The sequence below is a fragment of the Pseudomonas sp. LBUM1669 genome (assembly GCF_059695705.1).
This window is the reverse complement of record NZ_CP166784.1, coordinates 1468567-1491280: the sequence shown is the minus strand read 5'-3', so window position 1 is coordinate 1491280 and position 22714 is coordinate 1468567. Positions and strand designations below refer to the sequence as shown.

Annotated in this window: 22 protein-coding genes; 16 read left to right on the top strand and 6 right to left on the bottom strand. The window is 60.5% G+C overall.

Annotated elements, in window-relative coordinates:
• Positions 1 to 62: 62 nt before the first annotated feature.
• A complete protein-coding gene (gene dinG / locus ACA051_RS06815; protein WP_497297719.1) occupies positions 63 to 2207 on the bottom strand; it encodes an ATP-dependent DNA helicase DinG in 2145 nt (714 codons plus the stop codon).
• A 99-nt stretch (positions 2208 to 2306) separates the two neighbouring features.
• On the opposite strand from dinG, the gene ACA051_RS06810 reads away from it, so the two are divergent.
• On the top strand, positions 2307 to 2771 hold the full coding sequence (locus ACA051_RS06810) for a CopD family protein (protein WP_497308733.1): 465 nt from the start codon (positions 2307 to 2309) through the stop codon (positions 2769 to 2771).
• A gap of 197 nt (positions 2772 to 2968) precedes the next feature.
• Here the strand turns inward: ACA051_RS06810 and ACA051_RS06805 are convergent, their stop codons facing one another.
• From ACA051_RS06805 to ACA051_RS06790, 4 genes are all read right to left on the bottom strand, one after another.
• Positions 2969 to 3727, bottom strand: coding sequence for a collagen-like triple helix repeat-containing protein (locus ACA051_RS06805; protein WP_497308731.1), 759 nt, complete (start codon positions 3725 to 3727; stop codon positions 2969 to 2971).
• A complete protein-coding gene (locus tag ACA051_RS06800) occupies positions 3720 to 3998 on the bottom strand; it encodes a DUF1145 domain-containing protein (protein ID WP_497308729.1) in 279 nt (92 codons plus the stop codon). Before ACA051_RS06800 ends, ACA051_RS06805 begins: the two co-directional genes overlap by 8 nt.
• A 148-nt stretch (positions 3999 to 4146) precedes the next feature.
• On the bottom strand, positions 4147 to 4860 hold the full coding sequence (locus tag ACA051_RS06795; RefSeq protein WP_497308727.1) for a PA1041 family peptidoglycan-binding anchor lipoprotein: 714 nt from the start codon (positions 4858 to 4860) through the stop codon (positions 4147 to 4149).
• Positions 4861 to 4950: 90 nt separating this feature from the next.
• Positions 4951 to 5646 carry a PA1041 family peptidoglycan-binding anchor lipoprotein gene (locus ACA051_RS06790; RefSeq protein ID WP_497374069.1) on the bottom strand — a complete coding sequence of 232 codons (696 nt, stop codon included), beginning with the start codon at positions 5644 to 5646 and terminating at the stop codon, positions 4951 to 4953.
• A gap of 189 nt (positions 5647 to 5835) precedes the next feature.
• On the opposite strand from ACA051_RS06790, the gene ACA051_RS06785 reads away from it, so the two are divergent.
• From ACA051_RS06785 to ACA051_RS06770, 4 genes are all read left to right on the top strand, one after another.
• Complete coding sequence (locus ACA051_RS06785) at positions 5836 to 6333, top strand: DUF6231 family protein (RefSeq protein ID WP_497374067.1); 498 nt, start codon at positions 5836 to 5838, stop codon at positions 6331 to 6333.
• Positions 6334 to 6337: 4 nt separating this feature from the next.
• Positions 6338 to 6814 carry a YchJ family protein gene (locus tag ACA051_RS06780; RefSeq protein WP_497308723.1) on the top strand — a complete coding sequence of 159 codons (477 nt, stop codon included), beginning with the start codon at positions 6338 to 6340 and terminating at the stop codon, positions 6812 to 6814.
• A gap of 144 nt (positions 6815 to 6958) precedes the next feature.
• On the top strand, positions 6959 to 7453 hold the full coding sequence (locus ACA051_RS06775) for an LEA/WHy family protein (RefSeq protein WP_497308721.1): 495 nt from the start codon (positions 6959 to 6961) through the stop codon (positions 7451 to 7453).
• On the top strand, positions 7450 to 7659 hold the full coding sequence (locus ACA051_RS06770; RefSeq protein ID WP_007906737.1) for an SEC-C metal-binding domain-containing protein: 210 nt from the start codon (positions 7450 to 7452) through the stop codon (positions 7657 to 7659). Before ACA051_RS06775 ends, ACA051_RS06770 begins: the two co-directional genes overlap by 4 nt.
• A 138-nt stretch (positions 7660 to 7797) precedes the next feature.
• Here ACA051_RS06770 and ACA051_RS06765 read toward each other — a convergent pair whose 3' ends face one another.
• Complete coding sequence (locus ACA051_RS06765; protein WP_497375521.1) at positions 7798 to 8361, bottom strand: cysteine hydrolase family protein; 564 nt, start codon at positions 8359 to 8361, stop codon at positions 7798 to 7800.
• Positions 8362 to 8505: 144 nt separating this feature from the next.
• Here ACA051_RS06765 and ACA051_RS06760 point away from each other — a divergent pair, with 144 nt between their 5' ends.
• From ACA051_RS06760 to pdeM, 11 genes are all read left to right on the top strand, one after another.
• Positions 8506 to 9150 carry a glutathione binding-like protein gene (locus ACA051_RS06760; protein ID WP_497308715.1) on the top strand — a complete coding sequence of 215 codons (645 nt, stop codon included), beginning with the start codon at positions 8506 to 8508 and terminating at the stop codon, positions 9148 to 9150.
• Positions 9151 to 9440: 290 nt separating this feature from the next.
• Complete coding sequence (locus tag ACA051_RS06755; RefSeq protein WP_497308713.1) at positions 9441 to 11891, top strand: penicillin acylase family protein; 2451 nt, start codon at positions 9441 to 9443, stop codon at positions 11889 to 11891.
• A gap of 210 nt (positions 11892 to 12101) precedes the next feature.
• A complete protein-coding gene (locus ACA051_RS06750; RefSeq protein ID WP_497374065.1) occupies positions 12102 to 13139 on the top strand; it encodes a ligase-associated DNA damage response exonuclease in 1038 nt (345 codons plus the stop codon).
• A complete protein-coding gene (locus ACA051_RS06745) occupies positions 13136 to 14824 on the top strand; it encodes an ATP-dependent DNA ligase (RefSeq protein ID WP_497374063.1) in 1689 nt (562 codons plus the stop codon). Before ACA051_RS06750 ends, ACA051_RS06745 begins: the two co-directional genes overlap by 4 nt.
• 321 nt (positions 14825 to 15145) lie before the next feature.
• The gene (locus ACA051_RS06740) at positions 15146 to 15928 is read left to right on the top strand and encodes a transporter substrate-binding domain-containing protein (protein WP_497308707.1); all 783 of its coding nucleotides are present in this window, start codon (positions 15146 to 15148) and stop codon (positions 15926 to 15928) included.
• Positions 15929 to 15984: 56 nt separating this feature from the next.
• Complete coding sequence (locus tag ACA051_RS06735) at positions 15985 to 16713, top strand: ABC transporter permease (protein ID WP_403098650.1); 729 nt, start codon at positions 15985 to 15987, stop codon at positions 16711 to 16713.
• Positions 16710 to 17420 carry an ABC transporter permease gene (locus tag ACA051_RS06730; RefSeq protein WP_497308705.1) on the top strand — a complete coding sequence of 237 codons (711 nt, stop codon included), beginning with the start codon at positions 16710 to 16712 and terminating at the stop codon, positions 17418 to 17420. The genes ACA051_RS06735 and ACA051_RS06730 overlap by 4 nt, the downstream gene beginning before the upstream one ends.
• Before the next feature lie 29 nt (positions 17421 to 17449).
• The gene (locus ACA051_RS06725) at positions 17450 to 18568 is read left to right on the top strand and encodes a succinylglutamate desuccinylase/aspartoacylase family protein (RefSeq protein WP_497308703.1); all 1119 of its coding nucleotides are present in this window, start codon (positions 17450 to 17452) and stop codon (positions 18566 to 18568) included.
• A 13-nt stretch (positions 18569 to 18581) separates the two neighbouring features.
• Positions 18582 to 19346: an ABC transporter ATP-binding protein gene (locus tag ACA051_RS06720; protein WP_497308701.1), complete on the top strand. Its 765-nt coding sequence runs from the start codon at positions 18582 to 18584 to the stop codon at positions 19344 to 19346.
• Positions 19347 to 19544: 198 nt separating this feature from the next.
• Positions 19545 to 22031: a ligase-associated DNA damage response DEXH box helicase gene (locus tag ACA051_RS06715; protein WP_497374061.1), complete on the top strand. Its 2487-nt coding sequence runs from the start codon at positions 19545 to 19547 to the stop codon at positions 22029 to 22031.
• Complete coding sequence (gene pdeM / locus ACA051_RS06710; RefSeq protein ID WP_497374059.1) at positions 22031 to 22687, top strand: ligase-associated DNA damage response endonuclease PdeM; 657 nt, start codon at positions 22031 to 22033, stop codon at positions 22685 to 22687. The genes ACA051_RS06715 and pdeM overlap by 1 nt, the downstream gene beginning before the upstream one ends.
• The last annotated feature ends 27 nt before the right edge of the window (positions 22688 to 22714 follow it).

Sequence of the window (22714 nt, the reverse complement as noted above, 5' to 3'; positions counted from 1 at the left end):
CCAATGGAAAAGCGATGGCTGAACGATAGACAACGCGGCGGGCTAAAAAGCCCACCGGTGTTTCAGGAAATTTCGCGACGGAATGGCGGCAATGCGTTGAGGATCGCTTTGCCATAACGCTGGGTGACCAGACGTCGATCGAGCAGGGTGATGGTGCCGCGGTCTTCTTCGGTACGCAGCAAGCGACCGCAGGCCTGGACCAGTTTCAGCGAGGCGTCGGGCACGGAGATTTCCATGAACGGATTGCCGCCACGGGCTTCGATCCATTCGGCCAGGGCTGCTTCGACCGGGTCGTCGGGCACCGAGAACGGAATCTTCGCGATCACCACGTGCTCGCAATACGCACCGGGCAAGTCGACACCTTCGGCAAAACTCGCCAGGCCGAACAGCACGCTGGAGTCTCCGCCATCAACACGCGCCTTGTGCTTGTTCAGGGTTTCCTGTTTCGACAGGTTGCCTTGAATGAACACTTGCTTGCGCCAGTCGCGGTCCAGGCCGTCGAACACGTCCTGCATCTGCTTGCGCGAGGAGAACAACACCAGGGTACCGCGCGAACCTTCCACCAGTTGCGGCAGATCGCGGATGATCGCCGCGGTGTGGGCCGGCGCATCACGCGGATCAGCCTTCAGGTCCGGCACCCGCAGCACACCGGCGTCGGCGTGATGGAACGGGCTCGGGACCACGGCGGTCACGGCTTTTTTCGGCAGGCCGGCGCGCATGCGGAAGCGGTCGAAGGTGCCGAGCGCGGTCAGGGTGGCCGAGGTCACCAGCGCGCCATAGGCCACGTTCCACAGATTGCGACGGAGCATTTCCGCCGCCAGGATCGGGCTGGCATTGACCTCGATATCGAACAGCGAACCGCTTTCGGCCAGGGTCAGCCAACGGGCCATGGGCGGGTTGTCTTCCGGGTCTTCAGCGGTGAATGCGACCCACAACTCCCAGTTGCCCGAAGAACGCGACAACAGGCTGCCAAACAGCGGATACCACTCTTCTGCCTGGTTGCTGGCGATGCCGATGTTGACCTCGCCGTCCATGCCTTCCTTGAGCAGTTCGGTGAGCCGGGTGAACAGGTCGGTCAGACGGGCAAAGCCCTTCTTCAATTCGATGCCCATTTCACGCATGTGCTCGGGAATCACACCGCCGACGAAGCGGTGACGCGGCCGCTCGCGGCCTTCAACGTCTTCGCCGGGTTTGAAATCGGCGACCTGCTCGCACGCGGTGAACATGAACTGCTGCTGGGTCTTGATCTCGCGGGCCAGTTCCGGCACCTGCTCGATCAACTTGCCCAGGTCACCCGGCAGCGGATGCTGGGCCAGCAGTTTGGTGAGGTTCTTGGCGGTGGTTTCCAGCCAGTCGGCGGTGGAACGCAGGCGCGTGTAGTGGGCGAAATGGCCGATGGCCTTGTCCGGCAGGTGATGGCCTTCGTCGAACACGTAGATGGTGTCGCGCGGGTCCGGCAGCACGGCGCCGCCGCCCAACGCGAGGTCGGCCAGGACCATGTCGTGGTTGGTGACAATCACGTCAACCTTGCCCATGCCTTCGCGGGCCTTGTAGAAGGCGCACTGGCCGAAGTTCGGGCAATGACGGTTGGTGCACTGGCTGTGATCGGTGGTCAGGCGCGCCCAGTCGGCGTCTTCGAGGGCGGTGGACCAACTGTCGCGGTCGCCGTCCCATTTATTGCCGGCGAGTTTCTCGATCATGCTGGTAAACAGCTTCTGGCTGGCCTCATCGACCTCGATCTTGAAACCTTCTTCTTCGAACAGCTGAGCCGTGGCGGTTTGCGCGTGACCTTCCTGAAGCAACATGTCGAGCTTGGACAGGCACATGTAGCGCCCACGGCCCTTGGCCAGGGCGAAGCTGAAATTCAGCCCGCTGTTGCGCATCAGGTCAGGCAAATCCTTGTAGACGATCTGCTCTTGCAGGGCAACGGTGGCCGTGGCGATGACCAGGCGTTTGCCGGCGGCCTTGGCGGTGGGGATCGCCGCCAGGCTGTAGGCCACGGTTTTACCGGTACCGGTGCCGGCTTCCACCGCGACAATCGCGGGGTCGCCACTGCGCCGGCCTTCGTCGTCGGTGTCGATGTCACCGAGGACTTTGGCAATTTCGGCGATCATCAGGCGTTGGCCGTAGCGCGGCTTGAGGCTCTTGGCTTCAAGAAAACGCGAGTAGGCGCCCTGGATCGTGGTTTTGAGTTCGGTGCTGATCATGGATTGTCGGGCGCAAAAAACGCTGGATAAATTTTCAGTGGTTCGTATGGGCCGCTATCATACCCCGCTAATTAATCCCGCGCAGAACGGAGTACCTCAATGACACCTTTTGGCATCGTTTACACCCTGCATGTCCTGTCCGCCTTGGTGTGGGTGGGCGGCATGTTTTTCGCCTGGATGGTCTTGCGGCCCGCCGCGATGAAGGCGCTGGAGGGCCCTGCCCGTTTGAAGCTGTGGGTGGAAGTGTTTCAAGGTTTTTTCCGCTGGGTCTGGGTGGCGGTGGTGCTTTTGCCGATCAGCGGGGTGGGGATGATTCATCTGCAATACGCCGGGTTTGAGGCCGCGCCGCGGTACGTGCAGGTGATGATGGGGTTGTACGTGGTGATGACCGCGCTGTTTATCCGGATTCAGGCGTTGTTGTTGCCGGAGTTGCGCACGGCAGTGACGGCACAGGATTGGCCGACCGGGGCAACGACGCTTGGGAAGATTCGCAAATTGGTGGGGATCAATTTGATCGTCGGGCTGGTGCTGGTGGCGATTGCTGCGGCCAGACCGATGTTCTGACTCTTCACAGCTTTTGTGGCGAGGGGACTTGGCGAAACGTCGCACCGCCCCGTTCGGCTGCGGAGCAGTCGTAAACCTGTGAGTGCGGTGTATGTGGAAGAGTGCAGGGGACCGCTGCGCGGTCCAACGGGGACAAGTCCCCTCGCCACAAAGTCCCCTCAACCAAGCTCCCTCGCCACAGGGGTTCTCGGTCGTTATTACAATCGCTGTACGGTCACCGAACCCGCCGCCCCGGCTGGCCCCGGCTGGCCATCTACGCCAGGGCGCCCGCTTTTGCCGCCATCGGCCTCGTAAACGAAACAGCCCTTGGCCTTGCCGCCCGCGCCCGGCTTGCCACCAGGACCCGCGAGGCCACCGGCACCACCCGCCACCTGAACCTTGATCTGTTCAACCGGATAATCACGAGGCACTTCCAGCCTGACCAGCGCCCCCGGCGCACCCGGCTGACCATCACTGCCATTGCTGCCGTCGGCACCACGACCGGCCTGGCCCCAGGTGCAACCCGGTGCCTGACCGTTGGCCCCGTCGAGGCCCACAAAACCCGGCGCGCCCGCGCCACCGCGAGCGTCTACCGACAACTGCGGCGCATTCAGTGCCTTGATCTGCACATTCAGGTTGCGTCCCGAGCGGGCGGCCTTGAGGTAAGTCCCCGGCGCCCCCCTAGCCGTGATCTGGCTGCCTTCGGACAACTCGGCACGGCTGACTTTCAATTCCAGTGCCTGTTCACTTGGCACGATGGCGATCCGCGCCTCACGCCCTAGATGCAATTCGCCGACGATGACTTCGGTCACGTTCGAAGGAATCAACAAGGTGCCGTAATCGGCGACCTCCAGGCGTTCAAGCTGCAAGGTGCTGGCGGTGTTGGGCAGGCGCATCAACGAATTGGTTTCGACACTGACCACCTGAGCGCAGGCCAATGGGCTGATGAGTGCGGCGAGCAGACAGAGTTTACGCATGGGAAGCCTTCGATACGGTCGGAGCCGGGAGGGTTTGCAGGTGGAATACGCCGAAAAACAGGATCTTCAAGCGATCACGCCAAGGGTGGGCGCGACCCCGGAGGCTGCGGAAACAGAACACCGCCTCAAGCAGATGAAGAGACGCCAACAAGCCGCCAGCCAGATTGACCAGCAGGTGCAGCGGATTGACAAACGGCATCAGCAGATTGACCAGCACCACCAGCCAGAACAGCAGGGTCAACAACTTCCCCAGCCCCCAAAACACCTTCATACGCCCCCCCGTTGAGAATTATTCTTTGCGCGCACAGTAACGGCATCCGCGAGGGATAAGCCAGAGGGCAACGGAAAATTCTTCATGAAGGCCGCCGAATGGCCGTCGGATCAACTGCAATTGCTGCCCGACGGCTCTATTTCGCGGTTTAGCGATTGATGTGCAACTCCACGCGACGGTTTTTCGCGCGTCCTTCATCCGTTTCGTTGTCGGCCACCGGCTGGCTTTCGCCTTTGCCTTCGCTGGTGAGTTTGCTCGGCGCAATGCCCTGGCTCAACAGATAAGCCGCCACACTGCTGGCGCGACGCTCCGAAAGTGCCTGGTTGTATTCATCCGAACCGACGCTGTCGGTATGACCGATCACCTTGATGCTCACCACATCGGCGAGTTGCAGTTTGAACATCAGCGCATCCAGCTGACTCTGCGCTGCGGGACTGAGGTCAGACTTGTTGAAGGCAAACAGCACGTCGCTGGGCAGAGTGATGACTTCGGGCTCCACAACTTCGACAGGTTTCACGCTGGCCGGGTACTGCGGCAGCGGACAACCATGGTGTTCAACAGGTGTGTTGGCGGGTGTATCGGGGCAGCGATCACGCCGATCGAAAACCCCGTCGTCGTCCTCATCGCCATCCTGGGCGTAACAGATCAAGCCGCCGGTCAAAATACCGAGCGCCGCACCACCGCCTGCCCAACCGGCACTTTCAATCGCGCCCAGGCCTCCACCGACCAGTCCGCCGATGAGGCTGCAGATCGGCCATGTACGTTGATTGAGAGGGGCGGTGCCATCGCTGTGAGTGGCGCAACCGGTCAACAGGCTGCCAAGCAGCAGAACCGGCAAGACGGTCCTTGTGAGAACGCTCATTGTGAAAGCTCCTGTGTTACCGGCCCATACCGGTTACACAGGAGTAAAGACCCGCATCCGCGACTGCACAAGCCGCGGAGCGGATGGGACTTAGCGGTTGATTTTGATTTCCGTGCGACGGTTCTGTGCACGGCCGTCAGCGGTTTTGTTATCGGCCACCGGCTGGCTTTCACCGGCACCGGTCACAGACACGAAGCTGCTGCGTGGTACGCCTTGCTGGATGAGGTATTCAACCACCGAATGAGCACGCTTATCCGACAGTTTCTGGTTATAGGTATCACTGCCCACGCTGTCGGTGTGGCCGGTCACGGTCAATTGAGCGGAGGAGGCTTCCTGTTTCAGGCGCGTGGCGATTGTGTTGAGTACATCTTTATCGGAAGGCGTGAGTGTGGCTTTGTCGAACTGGAAGTGGACATCTCGGATGACAATGACTTCTTCCTTGACCACCACGACCTCTTCGACCACTGGCGCAGGCACTGGTGGAGGGCAACCGTCGGCATCGACCTTCACGCCTCGAGGCGTACCCGGGCACTTGTCGCGACTGTCCGGCACGCCGTCGCCGTCTTCGTCGCCATCACCGTGAACCCAGCAATAGGCCGCTGCCGTGCCGCCAACGAGCAGCGCGCCATAGCCCGCCCACGCCGAGCTCTCGGTCGCGCCGAGACCTGCACCGATGACACCACCGACCGCCGCACAGGTCGGCCAGTCGGTTTTCTGCAAACCTGCGCAACCAGTCAACACACTGGTTAGCAGAACCAAGGGTAATGCTGTCCGAACTATGCTCATCTAGTTTTCTCCTGAGGGATCGGCTTAGAACCGATTCAGGGAGTAAAGACCCGAGTTTTAATCTCCGCCAGCAATAGGCCATTGCTGTTTTGCCCCGTGTTCACGGCAGTTCGCCGATTTTGGCGCAAACCCGCTCTAGGCCCGGACGTTTGGGCAGGCTAGTCTTGGTGCTCTGATTGAGGAACTCTGATGATTGCAGGTATTTCTTCGCGCACGCCCCAGCAGGCGTTGGCCTCTTTGCTTGATCGATACGCCCCCGCGCGCCTGTTGTTGATCGGCGCCAGCGAGTTCCCCGCACTTGAGGCGTTCAAGCTCGCGCACCCGGACAGCTGCGTGGCGCATGCGGCACCGGGTGCGTTGCCGGCCGAACTGGCGGCGCGCCGCTTTGACCTGGCGCTGGTGGTCGATTGCCTTGAACACCTGCCAAAGCGTGACGGTCTGAATTTGTTAGGCGGGATCCGTAATCTCAACGCCAGTCGCATTGCGGTGCTGGCGGATTTGCCGGCCAGCGGCTGGCAGGAGACGGATTTCTTTTCCCTGGCCTTGCAAGCCAGTGAACGTTTCCAACGCGACGATCAAGTGCTGACGCTGTTCACCTACGATCTGCTTGACTATAAACAGGTGCCCGATTGGCTCAACTCACGGTTCTGGGCCAATCCGGAAAACTTCGGGAAATATTGGTGGTAACGCAATGAGTACATCCATTTGCCCTTGCGGCAGCGGCACCCTGCTCGACGCCTGCTGCGGCCATTACCATGCCGGGCATCCGGCGCCGTGTGCAGAAGCCTTGATGCGCTCGCGTTACAGCGCCTATGTGCTGGGGCTGATCGACTATCTGGTGGCAACCACCCTGCCCGCGCAACAGGCTGGCCTGGATCGGCAGTCCATCAGCGACTGGAGCGCAAAAAGCACCTGGCTGGGACTTGAGGTGGAAAGCTCCGAGGTATTGGGCGGTCAACCGGAACACGCATTCGTCACGTTCACCGCACGCTGGCATGACGGTGGCGGTGAACACAGCCACCGCGAGCGCTCCTCGTTCGTGCAGAACGCCGGGCACTGGTACTTCATCGACCCCACCGTGCCACTCAACGCCGGACGCAACGATGCCTGCCCCTGCGCCAGCGGGCAGAAATTCAAGAAGTGTTGCGCGGGGTATTTCGGCAGTTGAGGTGAACCCTGTTGTAGCAGTTGGCGAAGCCTGCCCGACCCGTAGGAGGGAGGCTTGCCCGCGAAGAACGATCACGCGATGCCCCTGAAGGATCGGGGGGGCCTTCTTCGCGGGCAAGCCTCGCTCCTACAAGGAGACGTCACCATGACCACCCAGCGACGCGTGTTACAGATGCTTACCCTGCTCCTGTTTCTCGGGCTCGGCGGCTGCGCGTCCTGGTTCGGTGAGGAACTGCCGGATCCGCAAGTGCATCTGGTCAAGGTCGAAGTGGTTCGGGCCAAGTTGATGGAGCAGAAATTCATCCTGCACTTTCGCGTCGACAACCCCAACGACAGCGACCTGACGGTGCGCGGCCTTGAATACCGCATTCACCTGGGCGACATGCTGCTGGCCGAAGGCGAGCATGAACACTGGTTCACCGTCGGCCCAAAGCGAAGTGCCTATTTCAAGGTGCCGATCCGTACCAATCTGTGGCCCAAGGTACGGGACTTGGTGAAAATGCTGAAAAAACCCGATCAGCCCATCCCCTATCGTCTGGAAGGTGAAATGGAAACCGGTTTATTCATCGCGCACTACGTGCACCTTGCGCGCAATGGCGTGATAATCCCCGCCGATTTAATTCCGGAGCAGAACCGATGACCCAGCAACCCCATGTCCATGGCCCTGACTGCAACCACGATCATGACCATCACGATCACCATGATCACGACCATGGCCATGTCCACGGCCCGAACTGCGGCCACGCCCACCAGGAACCGGTGCGAAACGCCCTGAAAGACGTCGGCCGCAACGACCCTTGCCCATGCGGCAACGGCAAGAAATTCAAGAAGTGCCACGGCGCTTGATGCTTCGGGCGAGTTTATTCTTCGCCAGTTGAATCGCCTTCGCGGGCAAGCCCGCTCCCACATTAGAACTGCGCCCGACACATGTTTTGTATCCGCAGCAGATTTAATGTGGGAGCGGGCTTGCTCGCGAAGGGGCCCTCAAACTCGCCGTCCATTCAAGATCTGCGCGGTACTCACAACCGTGGCATATTCCCCCTGCAAATTCCCCAGCGACATCGCATGCACCTCTTCCGCTGAATGCGCATTGCCAAAATAATCCGCCTTGTCGAACGTAAAGCACGCATCCTCCGCCACCCACGCGTCAAACCCCAGGTTCCCGGCCGTGCGCGCCGTGGATTCCACCGAGTTGTTGGTTGCAACGCCAACGATGATCAACTGCTCGATGCCTGTCTCGCGCAAACTCGCCTCCAGCCCCGTCGCACAAAACGCATCCGGTACCTGTTTCTGAATTAGTTGCTCGCCAGTCTGTGGCATGAAGCGTTCCTGAAACTCAACACCTGATTGCTGCGGCCAGAACACCGATTCCGGTGAACGGGACAGGTGCTGCACATGAATCACCGGCCGCCCGGTTCGACGCCAATAACCCAGCAAATCGAGAATCCGTTCCTCGGCCTGAGGATTATTTCGACGACCTAACTTGGGGTGCAGGATGCCTTTTTGTTGGTCGATGATGATCAGTGCTGCGTTGGTCTTAAGCTCAATGCCGACTTTTCTCACAACAGGTCATTGAATTTCACGCACTTCAACATCACCTCCTCTTACAGGCAAGCCATCAAATGCAAACAGGACGACCTGGTGCCCGCGGTCGCTGTCCGACCTATCGACGTCTCTTGATTGGAGTACTTCATGATCGACCTGTATTACTGGACCACCCCCAACGGCCACAAAATTTCGATATTCCTGGAAGAAGCCGGCCTGCCGTATAACGTGCACCCGATCAACATCAGCCAGAACGAACAGTTCCAGCCTCACTTCCTGAAAATCTCCCCGAACAACAGAATCCCGGCCATCGTCGATCACGAGCCCGTCGACGGTGGAGAACCGTTGTCGGTGTTCGAGTCGGGGGCAATTTTGTTGTACCTGGCGGAAAAAACCGGCAAGTTCCTGCCCACAGACCTGCGCGGTCGCCAACAAGCGCTGCAGTGGCTGTTCTGGCAGATGGGCGGCCTGGGGCCGATGGCGGGGCAAAATCATCACTTCAGCCAGTTTGCACCGGAGAAAATTCCTTACGCGATCAAGCGCTATATCGATGAGACCGCCCGTCTCTACGGGGTGCTCGACAAACAACTGGCCGACAAAGCGTTTGTCGCCGGTAGCGAATACAGCATTGCCGACATGGCGATCTACCCGTGGATCGTTTCCCACAAATGGCAGAGCCAGAACCTGGAAGACTTCCCTAACGTGCTGCGCTGGTTCAACCACATCCAGAACCGTCCGGCGACGGTGAAGGCCTATGCCCTGGCGGCCAAGGTCAACCCACCAAAACCCTGACCCCGACGCAGACGCAGCCCCTATGGTGATGTACTAAATGTGGCGAGGGGACTTGTCCCCGTTGGACCACGTAGCGGTCCCCTGCATTCCTCCAGATACACCGCATTCACAGGTTTACGACTGCTACGCAGCCGAACGGGGGCAAGCCCCCTCGCCACAGGTAATGCATCGCCCGGGAGATTGTGTTTATCGGACAAATCCTGAAATAACCTGAAGCCCCGCTTGCGCGCCCTCCTCCTGCTCACTAACGTAGCGCCTTTAATGACGCTACCCCCCGCAGGAGCTTTGCCATGGCCTCGCCAGCCCTTACACATTTTCTTCCCCGGTTCGGCGTTGCCGCAGCAGTGGCCGGTGTTTTGAGCCTGACCGGTTGTCAGACCTGGAACACCCAGGACACCCTCCCGCCGACCACCGGCGTGCAGCCGCTCAAGGGCCTGGCGCAGAACGTTTCGGTGCGCCGCAATGCCATGGGCATGCCGCTGATCGAAAGCAACAGCTTCCACGACGCCCTGTTCGCCCTCGGCTACGTCCACGCCAGCGACCGCATCACGCAAATGGTCACTCTGCGCCTGCTGGCCCAGGGCCGTTTGTCGGAGTTGTCCGGTTCGGACCTGCTGGACGCCGACCGCTACATGCGCGCCGTCAATCTGAAGAAAAGCGCGGGCGAGTTGTACAAGGCTTCATCGCCGCGCCTCAAACGCTTCTTCGAAGTCTATGCCCGCGGCGTCAACGCCTACCTGTTCCGCTTCCGCGACAAGTTGCCGGTCGACCTCACGGCCAGCGGTTACAAGCCTGAATACTGGCAACCGGAAGACTCCGCGCTGATTTTCTGCCTGCTGAACTTCAGTCAGTCCGCCAATCTGCCGGAAGAAATCAACGCACTGATGCTGGCCCAGACCGTCACCACGGACAAACTCGGGTGGCTGACGCCGTCCGCTCCCGACGAAAAACTGCCGCTGGGCGAAGCCGAAAAACTGCAGGGCTTTAAGCTCAATGGTGCTATCCCGGGCCTGACGGAAATCAGCAAAGCCACCGGACAACTGTCCGACCTGAATCTGCTGGGCGCCACCTCGTCGAACAACTGGGCCATCGGCCCGCAACGCAGCCGCAGTGGCAAAAGCCTGCTGGCCAGCGACAGCCACGGCCCACTGGGCGTGCCGTCGTTGTTCAGCTACGTGCAGATTCGCGCACCGAAATACCAGGCCTCTGGCGTGACGATCGCCGGTTTGCCCATGGTGCTCGGTGGTTTCAACGGCAAAGTGGCGTGGAGCATGACCTCGGTCATGGGCGACAACCAGGACCTGTTCCTGGAAAAAATCAAACGCCAGGGCAACGGCCTCACGTATGAAGTCGGCGGTAAATGGCAGCCGGCGATCGTGCGCAACGAAACCTACTTCGTCAAAGGCCAGCGGCCGATTCGCGAAGTGGTGTACGAAACCCGCCACGGTCCTTTGCTCAACAGCGCCCAAGGTACGGCGCTGGCCAACGGTTACGGCTTGGCCTTGCAGACACCAAACTTCACGGACGACAAAACCCTGGACGCGTTTTTCGACCTGTCCCGGGCGCAGAACGTCGAGAAAGCCTCGGACGCCAGCCGTGAAATCCGCGCCATCGCCTTGAACCTGGTGTTCGCCGATGCCAGCAACATCGGCTGGCAAGTCACCGGGCGTTACCCGAACCGTCGCGAAGGCGAAGGCCTGCTGCCGTCGCCGGGCTGGGAAGGTCGCTACGATTGGGACGGTTACGCCGACCCGATGCTCCATCCGTATGACCAGGACCCGGCCCAAGGCTGGCTCGGCACCGCCAACCAGCGGGTCATTCCCCATGGCTATGGCATGCAGTTGTCCAATTCCTGGTCGGCACCGGAACGTGGCGAACGCCTGGCCGAACTGGCGGGTGTGGGCAAACACGACACTCGCAGCGTGATCGCAATGCAATACGACCAGACCACGACGTTCGCCGCCAAACTGAAGAAAATGTTTGAAGCACCGGGCATGTCCCAGCCGCTCAAACAGGCCATCGAAGCCCTGCCGGTTGCCGATCGCGGCAAGGCTCGCGAGGCGTACACCCGTTTGATGGCGTTTGACGGCAAACTCAGCCCGACTTCCGCGGATGCGGCGATCTACGAGCTGTTCCTGCAGGAAAGCACCAAACAGATCTTCCTCGACGAACTGGGCCCGGAAAACAGCCCGGCGTGGAAAGCCTTTATCGCCAACGGCAAGTTGTCCTACGCAGCTCAGGCCGATCACCTGCTGGGCCGTGAAGACAGTCCGTTCTGGGATGACGCGCGCACGCCGCAGAAAGAAGACAAGCCGGCGATCCTCGCCCGCAGTCTGGCGGCGGCGATCAGCGCTGGTGACAGCCAATTGGGTAGTGATCACAAAGCCTGGCAGTGGGGCAAATTGCACCGCTATGAGTGGAAGAATGCCAGCGGCCAGACCGTGCGCGGTCCGCTCGCGGCCGGCGGCGATCACACGACGCTGAACACGGCGGCCTTCACTTGGGGCCAGGACTTCAACACCACGCTGGCGCCGGCCATGCGCTTTATCGTGGACTTCAGCCAGGCAGAACCGCTGATGGGGCAGAACAGCACCGGTCAGTCCGGCAACCCGGCGAGCCCGCACTACCTCGACAGCATTGATCCATGGCTGAAAGGGCAATACATGAGCCTGCCGATGCAACCGCAGAACTTTGACAAGGTATACGGCAAGACGCGATTGACCCTGACTCCCGGCAAATAAGGTCAAGCCGACCCAATGTGGGTTAACCAATGTGGGAGCGAGCCTGCTCGCGATAACGGTGTGTCAGTCACTAAAAGCGGTGGCTGACATGGCCTCATCGCGAGCGGGCTCGCTCCCACAGGGGAATATCTCTCTGCCATGAACATTTGATAGAACTTCTGGCTTCGCGCAAACCTCATAGCTAACAAGTCCCCCCATTTTGGTAACAACATGGATCTTGTTATCGCGCGTCCTGAAGGTCTCTACTGCCCCGCCGGCGATTTCTATATCGACCCGTGGCGGCCGGTCGAGCGTTCGGTCATCACGCACGCCCACGGCGACCATGCCCGCACCGGCAACCAGCATTACCTGGCAGCCGCGCCCGGCGAAGGGATTTTGCGTGCGCGATTGGGCCAGGACATCAACCTGCAAACGCTGCCCTACGGCGAGCGTTTGCGGCACCACGGCGTTACCCTGAGTTTTCACCCCGCCGGCCATGTCCTCGGCTCCGCGCAGGTGCGCCTGGAATACGGCGGCGAAGTCTGGGTGGCCTCGGGGGATTACAAGATCGAACCCGACGGCACCTGCGCACCCTTCGAACCAGTGCAGTGCCATACATTCATCACTGAGTCGACCTTCGGCCTGCCGATCTATCGCTGGCAACCCCAGGCGCAGGTCTTCGACGAGATCAATCAGTGGTGGCAGGCCAATGCCGCCGCCGACAAAACCAGCGTGTTGTTCTGCTATTCCTTCGGCAAGGCCCAGCGGATTCTCCATGGCATTGATGCCAGTCCAGGCCCCATTTTGGTGCATGGCGCGGTGGAACCGCTGAACCGGGTGTATCGCGAGAGCGGCGTTTATATACCGCCGACGATCTATGCCGGCGACGTGCAAAAGAGCGATCCGATGATGCGCAAGGCGCTGGTCATCGCCCCGCCATCGGCTGGCGCGAGCACCTGGATGCGCCGGTTTGGCGATTACAGCGATGGCTTTGCCAGCGGCTGGATGCGATTGCGCGGCACGCGGCGCAGACGCGGCGTGGACCGTGGCTTTGTATTGTCCGACCACGCCGACTGGCCCGGCCTGCTATGGGCCATCGAACAGAGCGGGGCCGAACGGGTCATTGTCACCCACGGTTCGGCGGGGGTGCTGGTGCGGCATCTGCGCGAACAGGGCCTTGATGCCATGGCCTTCAGCACCGAATACGGCGGCGACGATGAGGAAGAAAGCGCAGAGGTCGAGCCCGAGAGCGCCGAGGTGCCGGCATGAAAGCCTTCGCCGAGCTGTATGCCGAACTCGACGCCACCACATCAAACAATGCCAAATTGGCCGCCATGCAAACCTACTTTGCTCAGGCCGCCCCCGAAGACGCCGCGTGGGCGGTGTACTTTTTGTCCGGCGGGCGATTTCGGCAGTTGGTGCCAGTGCGCATGCTGCGTGAGCTGGCCGTCGAGTTTTCCGGCCTTGAGCCCTGGCTGTTCGAAGAAAGTTACCAGGCGGTCGGCGATCTGGCGGAAACCATTTCGCTGGTCCTGCCCGAAACCCAGCACAGCTCCACCGACGGGCTGGCGGTGTGGATTGAAGACAAACTGCTGTCACTGCGCGGTGAGTCCCCGGAAGTTCTCGCAGAGCGACTGCCCGCGCTCTGGGCGCAACTGGACCGTCACAGCCTGATGCTCTCCATCAAACTCATTACCGGCAGTTTCCGAGTCGGCGTCTCCAAGCTGCTGGTGACGCGAGCCTTGGCGGCCATGGCGGGGCTCGACAGCAAACGCGTGGCCCAGCGGTTGGTCGGGTACACCGACTTGTCCAATCGTCCGAGCGCTGCCAGTTACCTGAAATTGATCGCCGCCGAATCGTCCGACGAACATGCCCAACGCGGTGGCCAGCCCTACCCGTTTTTCCTGGCCCACGCCCTGTCACAACCGGTCGAACAGTTCGAAACCGTGCTCGGCCCGGCAAGCCAGTGGCAAGTGGAGTGGAAGTGGGACGGCATCCGCGCCCAAGTGGTCAAGCGTGAGGGGCGCCTGTGGATCTGGTCACGCGGCGAAGAACTGGTGACCGAGCGCTTTCCCGAACTCGACAGCCTGTTGCACGGACTGCCTGACGGTACGGTGATCGACGGTGAAATCGTCGCCTGGAAAGCCCCTCGACCCAACACTGACGATGCTTTCAATCCACAATCGCCATCCGCTCCTGCGGTACTGCCGTTCGCGCTGTTGCAGCAGCGAATCGGCCGCAAAACCCTGGACAAGAAAATTCTCGAAGACGTGCCGGTGGTGGTCCTCGCCTACGATTTGCTGGAATGGCAAGGCGAGGACTGGCGCCGTCAGCCTCAGGCCAAGCGCCGCACGCAATTGGATCAGCTCATCACCACCTGCAACAACCCGGTGTTACTCACCTCGCCGGTGCTTACCGGCGAAGACTGGTTCGACCTCGCCAGGCAACGCGAGGCCTCCCGCAGCCTCGGTGTCGAAGGCATGATGCTCAAGGCCCGGGATGCTTTGTATGGCGTCGGCCGGACCAAGGACATGGGCGTCTGGTGGAAATGGAAAGTCGACCCCTTCAGCGTCGATGCGGTGCTGATTTATGCGCAGCGCGGCCATGGTCGCCGGGCGAGTCTTTACAGTGACTACACCTTCGCAGTGTGGGACGGCCCGCCGGACGCCAGCGAACGCACCCTGGTGCCGTTCGCCAAAGCTTATTCAGGGTTGACCGACGAGGAAATGCGCCAGGTCGACAGCATAGTGCGCAAGACCACGGTGGAGAAATTCGGGCCGGTGAGCAGTGTGAAACCGAGCCTGGTGTTTGAGCTGGGGTTTGAGGGTATTGCCCTGTCGAAACGCCACAAGAGCGGGATTGCCGTGCGGTTTCCACGGATGTTGAGGTGGCGACAGGATAAGTCGGTTGAGGAGGCTGACAATCTCGGAACATTGCAGGATTTGCTGGGCTGAAATAAGCCTTTGTGGCGAGGGAGCTTGCTCCCGTTTCGGCTGCGAAGCAGTCGCAAATTTTCAACAGCGGGACCGCTTCGCGCTCCGGCGGGAGCAAGCTCCCTCGCCACAGGATTTGAATCCGTTTGACCTTATTTGGTGCAGCTATTTTCCGACGCCCGTTTTCGTGCACAAATCCCCTATTGCCACTTCTTGTATCACCTTTTAAAACGCTTGTTCGGGACTCTGGTTCGGAAATTGCTACTTTCAATGGGTCTTACGCTTTCCAGTAACAATAATTCTGCGCCACAAGCGCTCATATTGGTTCTTAGGGATTGAATAATGAAAAAAGCATTGCTGACCCTTTCTGCACTGGCGTTGTGCATGGCTGCTGGTTCCGCCATGGCAAAGGAATACAAAGAACTGCGTTTTGGCGTTGACCCTTCCTATGCGCCATTCGAGTCGAAAGCGGCAGACGGCAGCCTGGTGGGCTTTGACATCGATCTGGGGAACGCGATCTGCGCCGAGCTGAAGGTCAAGTGCAAATGGGTCGAAAGCGATTTCGACGGCATGATTCCGGGCCTCAAGGCCAATAAATTCGACGGTGTGATCTCTTCGATGACCGTCACCCCGGCCCGCGAAAAAGTCATCGACTTCTCTGAAGAGCTGTTCTCCGGCCCAACCGCTTATGTATTCAAGAAAGGTTCCGGCCTGAGCGAAGACGTTGCTTCCCTGAAGGGTAAGACCGTCGGCTACGAGCAAGGCACCATCCAGGAAGCCTACGCCAAGGCCGTGTTGGACAAGGCTGGCGTGAAAACCCAGGCCTATCAGAACCAGGATCAGGTGTATTCCGACCTGATGTCGGGTCGTCTCGACGCTGCGATCCAGGACATGCTGCAAGCCGAACTGGGCTTCTTGAAGTCGCCAAAGGGCGAAGGTTACGAAGTCAGCAAGCCGGTTGACAGCGAATTGCTGCCGGCCAAAACAGCTATCGGTATCTCTAAAGGTAACAAAGACCTCAAAGCACTTTTGGATAAAGGTATCAAAGCGTTACACGACGATGGCACCTACGCCACCATTCAGAAGAAACACTTTGGCGATCTGAATCTGTACAGCGGCAAATAATGCCCGGCGCCCATCTCGCGATGGGCGCTTTTTTCACCCGATCAGGTTGCTGATTTATGTTCGAAAACCTATTACAAAACCTGGGGCTCTCAGCCTTCAGCCTCAAGGGCTTCGGTCCGTTGCTGATGGAAGGCACCTGGATGACCATCAAATTATCAGCGTTGTCGCTGCTGGTGGCCGTATTGCTCGGCCTGCTCGGCGCCACTGCCAAATTGTCAAAAGTCAAACTGGTGCGGGTTCCAGCACAGATCTACACCACTCTGATTCGCGGCGTACCGGACCTGGTGCTGATGCTGCTGATTTTCTACAGCCTGCAAACCTGGTTGACGTCGTTCACCGATTTCATGGAATGGGAATACATCGAGATCAACCCGTTCAGTGCCGGGGTCATTACCCTGGGATTCATTTACGGCGCGTACTTCACCGAAACCTTTCGCGGGGCGATTCTCTCCGTGCCTCGGGGCCAGGTCGAAGCGGCTACCGCGTATGGCCTCAAACGTGGTCAGCGCTTTCGAATCGTGGTGTTCCCGCAAATGATGCGTTTCGCCCTGCCGGGTATCGGTAATAACTGGATGGTGATGCTCAAGGCCACCGCGCTGGTCTCGATCATCGGCCTCGCCGATCTGGTCAAGGCGGCACAGGATGCCGGCAAAAGCACCTATCAGCTGTTTTACTTCCTGGTGCTCGCAGCGCTGATTTACCTGGTGATCACCAGCGCCTCGAACTTTGTCCTGCGCTGGCTCGAACGCCGCTACGCCGCCGGTTCCCGGGAGGCCGTACGATGATCGAACTCTTGCAGGAGTACTGGAAACCTTTCCTTTATACCGACGGCTACAACATCACCGGCCTGGCCATGACCCTGTGGCTGCTCAGTGCCTCGATCTTCATCGGTTTCCTGGTGTCGATCCCGCTGTCCATCGCCCGGGTCTCGCCGCATTTCTACATTCGCTGGCCGGTGCAGTTCTACACGTACCTGTTCCGCGGCACACCGCTGTATATACAGTTGCTGATTTGCTACACCGGCATCTACAGCCTGGCCGCCGTGCGCGCCCAGCCGGTGCTGGATGCGTTCTTTCGCGATGCGATGAACTGCACGATCCTGGCGTTTGCCCTGAACACCTGTGCCTACACCACTGAGATTTTCGCCGGGGCGATCCGCAGCATGGCCCACGGTGAAGTCGAAGCGGCCAAGGCTTACGGCCTGACAGGCTGGAAGCTGTATGCCTACGTGATCATGCCGTCAGCCCTGCGTCGCTCGTTGCCTTATTACAGCAACGAAGTGATTCTGATGCTGCACTCGACCACCGTAGCGTTCACCGCGACCATCCCGGATGTTTTGAAAGTCGCACGGGACGCCAACTCGGCGACCTTCTTGACGTTCCAGTCGTTCGGCATCGCCGCGCTGATCTACCTGACCGTTACCTTCGTGCTGGTCGGCCTGTTCCGCCTCGCCGAACGCCGATGGCTGGCGTTCCTCGGGCCGACCCACTAGGACCCGCTTTCAGGAATAAAGAGACGAACATGCGCCACCAGATACATGACTTGCTGGCCCCACTGCCGGGGACCGCACGACAGATTCACAGCTTCCACTTCGGCCCAACGTCGGCCAAAGGCAAGATCTACATCCAGTCGTCCCTGCACGCCGATGAAATGCCCGGCATGCTGGTGGCCTGGCACCTCAAGCAGCGTCTGGCGGAGCTGGAAGCCGCCGGTCGCCTGCGCAGCGAAATCGTGCTGGTGCCGGTGGCCAACCCGGTCGGCCTGGAACAGGTGCTGATGGATGTGCCACTGGGCCGCTACGAGCTGGAAAGCGGGCAAAACTTCAATCGCTGGTTCGTCGACTTGAGCGAAGCGGTCGGCAACGAGATCGAAGGCCAGCTCGGCGAAGATCCGCAGCGCAACCTCGAGTTGATCCGCGAAAATCTACGCAACGCCCTCGCCAGGCAGACCGCTAGCACGCAACTGCAATCCCAACGCCTGACCCTGCAACGGCTGGCCTGCGATGCGGACATGGTGCTGGACCTGCATTGTGATTTCGAAGCGGTCGCCCACCTTTACACCACACCCGACGCCTGGCCCCAGGTCGAGCCGCTAGCCCGTTACATCGGTGCCGAAGCGAGCCTGCTGGCCACCGATTCCGGCGGTCAGTCGTTCGATGAATGCTTCACCCTGCTCTGGTGGCAGTTGAAAGAACGCTTCGGCGAACAGTTCAACATCCCGCTGGGCAGTTTCTCGGTCACCGTCGAGTTGCGCGGCCAGGGCGACGTCAATCATCCTCTGGCCAGTCTCGACTGCCAGGCGCTGATTGATTACCTGATTCACTTCGGCGCCATTGCCGGCGAAGCGGCGCCATTGCCCGAGCTGCCCTACCCCGCCACCCCGTTGGCCGGCGTCGAGCCGGTGTCGACACCGGTGGGTGGCCTGCTGGTGTTCACCGCGCTGCCGGGGGAATACCTCGAAGCCGGGCAACTGATCGCCGAAATCATCGACCCGATCAACGATCGCGTCACTCCCGTTCATTGCACTGCCGCCGGCCTGATGTACGCCCGCTCGCTGCGGCGCATGGCCACTGCCGGCATGGTGATCGCGCACGTCGCGGGCACCGAGGCCTATCGCAGCGGCTACCTACTTTCGCCTTGAGGATGCATGCCCCATGTACAAACTGACCATCGAAGGCCTGCATAAAAGCTATGGCGATCATCATGTGCTCAAAGGCGTTTCACTCAAGGCCAACACCGGCGACGTCATCAGCCTGATCGGCGCCAGCGGCTCGGGCAAAAGTACCTTTCTGCGCTGCATCAACTTTCTCGAACAACCGAATGACGGCGCCATGAGCCTGGATGGCCAGAACATCCGCATGATCAAGGACCGCCACGGCATGCACGTGGCCGACCCCGATGAACTGCAAAAAATCCGCACCCGCCTGGCCATGGTGTTCCAGCACTTCAACCTGTGGAGCCACATGACGGTGCTGGAAAACGTCACCATGGCGCCGCGCCGGGTGCTGGGTTGCAGCAAAGAGGAAGCCGAAGACCGCGCGCGGCGTTACCTCGACAAGGTCGGGCTGGCGGCACGGGTGGCGGATCAATACCCAGCGTTTCTTTCCGGTGGCCAGCAGCAACGCGTGGCGATTGCGCGGGCATTGGCCATGGAACCGGAAGTCATGCTGTTCGACGAACCGACCTCGGCACTCGACCCGGAGCTGGTGGGTGAGGTGCTGCGAGTGATTCAAGGCCTGGCTGAAGAAGGCCGGACCATGATCATGGTGACTCACGAAATGAGCTTCGCCCGCAAAGTGTCGAGCCAGGTGTTGTTTCTGCATCAGGGCCTGGTCGAGGAAGAAGGCGCGCCGGAAGACGTACTGGGCAATCCGAAGAGCGAGCGGCTGAAGCAGTTCCTGAGCGGCAACCTCAAGTAACACAGCAAAACCTGTAGGAGCGAAGCTTGCTCGCGAAGGCGGTGTGTCAGACAACGATGATGTCGGCTGACACACCGCCTTCACGCGAGCAAGCTTCGCTCCAACAGGGTTCAGGTGTCGATCGGCAGTACTGCGATTAAACTTGTTCACCCGCGCCGCGGTCACTGAAAGAAGACTTTCAGAGCGCACACCGCCGGCATGGGATCTTCCACCGACTACGCATCACAATGGTTCAGCGCCCGCGACTGGAAGCCATTCGCCTTTCAGAAGCAAGTGTGGACGGCCGTCAAGCGCGGTGAGTCTGGCTTACTGCACGCCAGCACCGGTGCCGGTAAAACCTATGCAGTCTGGTTTGCTGCGCTCAATCGCTACGCCACGTCCACCGCCCCTGTTGAAAACCCTCGCAAACGGAAACCGCCGGCCGAACCGCTGACGGTGCTGTGGATAACCCCCATGCGCGCCTTGGCCGCCGACACCGCTCGCGCCCTGGAAGCACCGCTACACGACCTGCAGATCCCCTGGAGCGTCGGCCTGCGCACCGGCGACACGAGCGGCAGCGAACGTGCGCGACAGAGCCGACGCCTGCCCACCACGCTGATCACCACCCCCGAAAGCCTGACCCTGATGCTCGCACGTGCCGATGCGCAAACCGCGCTAGCGACCTTGCGCATGGTGGTGGTCGACGAATGGCACGAACTGCTCGGCAACAAGCGCGGCGTGCAGCTGCAACTGGCCCTCGCCCGTTTGCGCCGGTGGAAGACGGACCTGATCGTGTGGGGCGTTTCCGCGACGCTGGGTAATCAGGCCCACGCCGAACAGGTATTGATCCCACAGGGTGACGGCATCAGCGTGCAAGGCCAGACGTCCAAGGAACTGCGGGTCGACACGCTGCTGCCGCCCGCCATCGAGCGCTTTCCTTGGGCCGGGCACATTGGCTTGAAGATGTTGCCGCAAGTCGTCGCTGAAATAGACTCCAGCCCCAGCAGCCTGGTGTTCACCAATACTCGCGCGCAATCCGAGATCTGGTATCAGGCCTTGCGGGGCGCGCGCCCCGATTGGGCCGGGCTGATCGCCTTGCACCACAGCTCACTGTCGCGCGACACCCGCGACTGGGTCGAGCGAGCGCTGAAGGAAGGCCAGCTCAAAGCGGTGGTCTGCACCTCAAGCCTCGACTTGGGAGTGGATTTCCTGCCGGTGGAACGGGTGCTGCAAATCGGCTCGGCCAAAGGCGTGGCGCGCCTGATGCAGCGGGCCGGGCGTTCCGGTCATGCGCCGGGGAGAGTGTCACGGGTGACGCTGGTGCCGACCCACAGCCTGGAGCTGATCGAAGCGGCCGCGGCTCAAGACGCCCTGGCGCAACGCCGTATCGAGCCCCGGGAGTCGCCGCACAAACCGTTGGATGTGCTGGTTCAACACCTGGTCAGCATGGCGCTGGGCGGTGGGTTTCTTCCCGATGAGTTGTATGAAGAAGTCCGTGGAGCCTGGGCCTATCGAGACCTTACCGTGGAGGATTGGACCTGGGCATTGGCTTTCGTACGCCACGGAGGTCTTTCTCTGACAGCCTATCCGGATTATCGCCGGGTCGAGCCTGACGAGCTTGGCGTCTGGCGTGTACCGGATGCTCGGCTGGCGCGGCGACATCGCATGAGCATCGGCACCATCGTCAGCGATGCGAGCATTCAGCTGAAGTTCTGGAGCAAGGGCGGCGGCGGCAAGCAGTTGGGCAGTGTCGAGGAAGGTTTTATTGCGCGACTCAAACCGGGCGACGGTTTCCTGTTCGCGGGGCGCTTGCTGGAGTTGGTACGCGTGGAAAACATGACCGCTTATGTCAAACGCAGCACCGCGAAAAAAGCCGCGGTGCCGCGCTGGAATGGCGGGCGGATGCCGCTATCCAACGAACTGGCACAGGCGGTGGTCGCGCGTTTCAGTGCGGCGGAGCAAGGCGAGTTCATCGGCCCGGAGATGCGGGCGCTACGGCAGCTGCTGGAGGTGCAGCAACGCTGGTCCGGGCTGCCGACCTCGAATTCGTTGCTGGCCGAAGCGCTGAAATCCCGCGAAGGCTGGCACCTGTTTCTATACCCCTTTGCCGGGCGCCAGGTGCATCTGGGCCTGGCGAGTTTGCTGGCGTGGCGGGTCAGCCAGCAGCAGGCGGTGACGTTTTCCATCGCGGTCAACGATTACGGGCTGGAGTTGCTCAGCGCCACCCCTGTGGATTGGTCGCAGGTGTTGAACCCTGGCCTGTTGAGCCCCGAGCACTTGTTGAACGATGTCCTCGCCAGCTTGAATGCCGGCGAACTCGCGCTCCGCCGCTTTCGGGAAATCGCGCGAATTGCCGGACTGGTGTTTGCCGGCTACCCCGGCGCACCGAAAAGTACACGGCAGGTCCAAGCCTCCAGCGGACTGTTCTTCGAGGTGTTCAAGCAGTACGACGCGGGGAATCTGTTGCTGGCGCAGGCTGGGGAAGAAGTCCTACGGGAAGAACTGGATATTGATCGTCTGGAACAGACGTTGGCGCGTATCAATCGACTGAAACTGGACCTGCATCAGATCAAACGTCCTACGCCGCTGGGGTTTCCCCTGTTAGTTGAGCGCATGCGGGAAAGCATGAGTTCGGAAAAACTCGCGGACCGTATCCGACGCATGGTCACCGACCTTGAGAAAACCGCCGAAACCGGGAAAACCTGATGAGTACGCCCTATCCCGTGCGACTGGCCGGTGAGGAACTGTGGCTGCTGCCGGAAAAAGCCATTTACTGGCCGGCACAACAAGCCCTGCTGATCGCCGATGTGCATTTTGGCAAAGCGGCGGCGTATCGCAGCCTTGGCCAGCCGGTGCCCCATGGCACCACCGCCAGCAATGTCGCGGTGCTGGACGGGTTGTTGGCCGCTTTGCCCTGCCGTCAGCTGATTTTCCTCGGGGATTTTCTGCACGGGCCTGGCTCCCATGCTTGCGGCACGTTAAGCGCCCTGGCTGAGTGGCGAGCGCGACACCCGGATCTGCCGATGACGCTGATCCGCGGCAACCACGACAAACGTGCAGGGGACCCGCCGGCGTCGTTAAACATACGCGTGGTGCCTGAGCCGTTGTTACTCGGGCCGTTCGCCTTGCAGCATGAGCCCGATCCGCATCCGCACCGGCATGTACTCGCCGGACATGTGCATCCGGTTTATCGGCTGAACGGCAGAGGTCGGCAGCGATTGCGCTTGGCATGTTTCAGATTGGGCGAGCAGATCAGCCTGCTTCCGGCTTTGGGCGCGTTTACCGGCGGGTATCAGGTTGAGCGCGACGACAGCTGCAGGATCTTTGTCATCGGCGACAACGAAATATGGCCAGTCAGCTGAAGTCTTCAAGGACTACAGCTGACTGAC

Excerpts from the sequence above, each read along its gene's own strand:
- dinG (WP_497297719.1), bottom strand. The coding sequence starts at position 2,207 with ATGATCAGCACCGAACTCAAAACCACGATCCAGGGCGCCTACTCGCGT.
- ACA051_RS06785 (WP_497374067.1), top strand. The coding sequence starts at position 5,836 with ATGATTGCAGGTATTTCTTCGCGCACGCCCCAGCAGGCGTTGGCCTCT.
- ACA051_RS06770 (WP_007906737.1), top strand. The coding sequence starts at position 7,450 with ATGACCCAGCAACCCCATGTCCATGGCCCTGACTGCAACCACGATCAT.
- ACA051_RS06760 (WP_497308715.1), top strand. The coding sequence starts at position 8,506 with ATGATCGACCTGTATTACTGGACCACCCCCAACGGCCACAAAATTTCG.
- ACA051_RS06750 (WP_497374065.1), top strand. The coding sequence starts at position 12,102 with ATGGATCTTGTTATCGCGCGTCCTGAAGGTCTCTACTGCCCCGCCGGC.
- ACA051_RS06745 (WP_497374063.1), top strand. The coding sequence starts at position 13,136 with ATGAAAGCCTTCGCCGAGCTGTATGCCGAACTCGACGCCACCACATCA.
- ACA051_RS06715 (WP_497374061.1), top strand. The coding sequence starts at position 19,545 with ATGGGATCTTCCACCGACTACGCATCACAATGGTTCAGCGCCCGCGAC.
- ACA051_RS06790 (WP_497374069.1), bottom strand. The coding sequence starts at position 5,646 with ATGAGCATAGTTCGGACAGCATTACCCTTGGTTCTGCTAACCAGTGTG.
- ACA051_RS06775 (WP_497308721.1), top strand. The coding sequence starts at position 6,959 with ATGACCACCCAGCGACGCGTGTTACAGATGCTTACCCTGCTCCTGTTT.
- pdeM (WP_497374059.1), top strand. The coding sequence starts at position 22,031 with ATGAGTACGCCCTATCCCGTGCGACTGGCCGGTGAGGAACTGTGGCTG.
- ACA051_RS06725 (WP_497308703.1), top strand. The coding sequence starts at position 17,450 with ATGCGCCACCAGATACATGACTTGCTGGCCCCACTGCCGGGGACCGCA.
- ACA051_RS06800 (WP_497308729.1), bottom strand. The coding sequence starts at position 3,998 with ATGAAGGTGTTTTGGGGGCTGGGGAAGTTGTTGACCCTGCTGTTCTGG.
- ACA051_RS06735 (WP_403098650.1), top strand. The coding sequence starts at position 15,985 with ATGTTCGAAAACCTATTACAAAACCTGGGGCTCTCAGCCTTCAGCCTC.
- ACA051_RS06740 (WP_497308707.1), top strand. The coding sequence starts at position 15,146 with ATGAAAAAAGCATTGCTGACCCTTTCTGCACTGGCGTTGTGCATGGCT.
- ACA051_RS06755 (WP_497308713.1), top strand. The coding sequence starts at position 9,441 with ATGGCCTCGCCAGCCCTTACACATTTTCTTCCCCGGTTCGGCGTTGCC.
- ACA051_RS06810 (WP_497308733.1), top strand. The coding sequence starts at position 2,307 with ATGACACCTTTTGGCATCGTTTACACCCTGCATGTCCTGTCCGCCTTG.
- ACA051_RS06805 (WP_497308731.1), bottom strand. The coding sequence starts at position 3,727 with ATGCGTAAACTCTGTCTGCTCGCCGCACTCATCAGCCCATTGGCCTGC.
- ACA051_RS06720 (WP_497308701.1), top strand. The coding sequence starts at position 18,582 with ATGTACAAACTGACCATCGAAGGCCTGCATAAAAGCTATGGCGATCAT.
- ACA051_RS06795 (WP_497308727.1), bottom strand. The coding sequence starts at position 4,860 with ATGAGCGTTCTCACAAGGACCGTCTTGCCGGTTCTGCTGCTTGGCAGC.
- ACA051_RS06730 (WP_497308705.1), top strand. The coding sequence starts at position 16,710 with ATGATCGAACTCTTGCAGGAGTACTGGAAACCTTTCCTTTATACCGAC.
- ACA051_RS06780 (WP_497308723.1), top strand. The coding sequence starts at position 6,338 with ATGAGTACATCCATTTGCCCTTGCGGCAGCGGCACCCTGCTCGACGCC.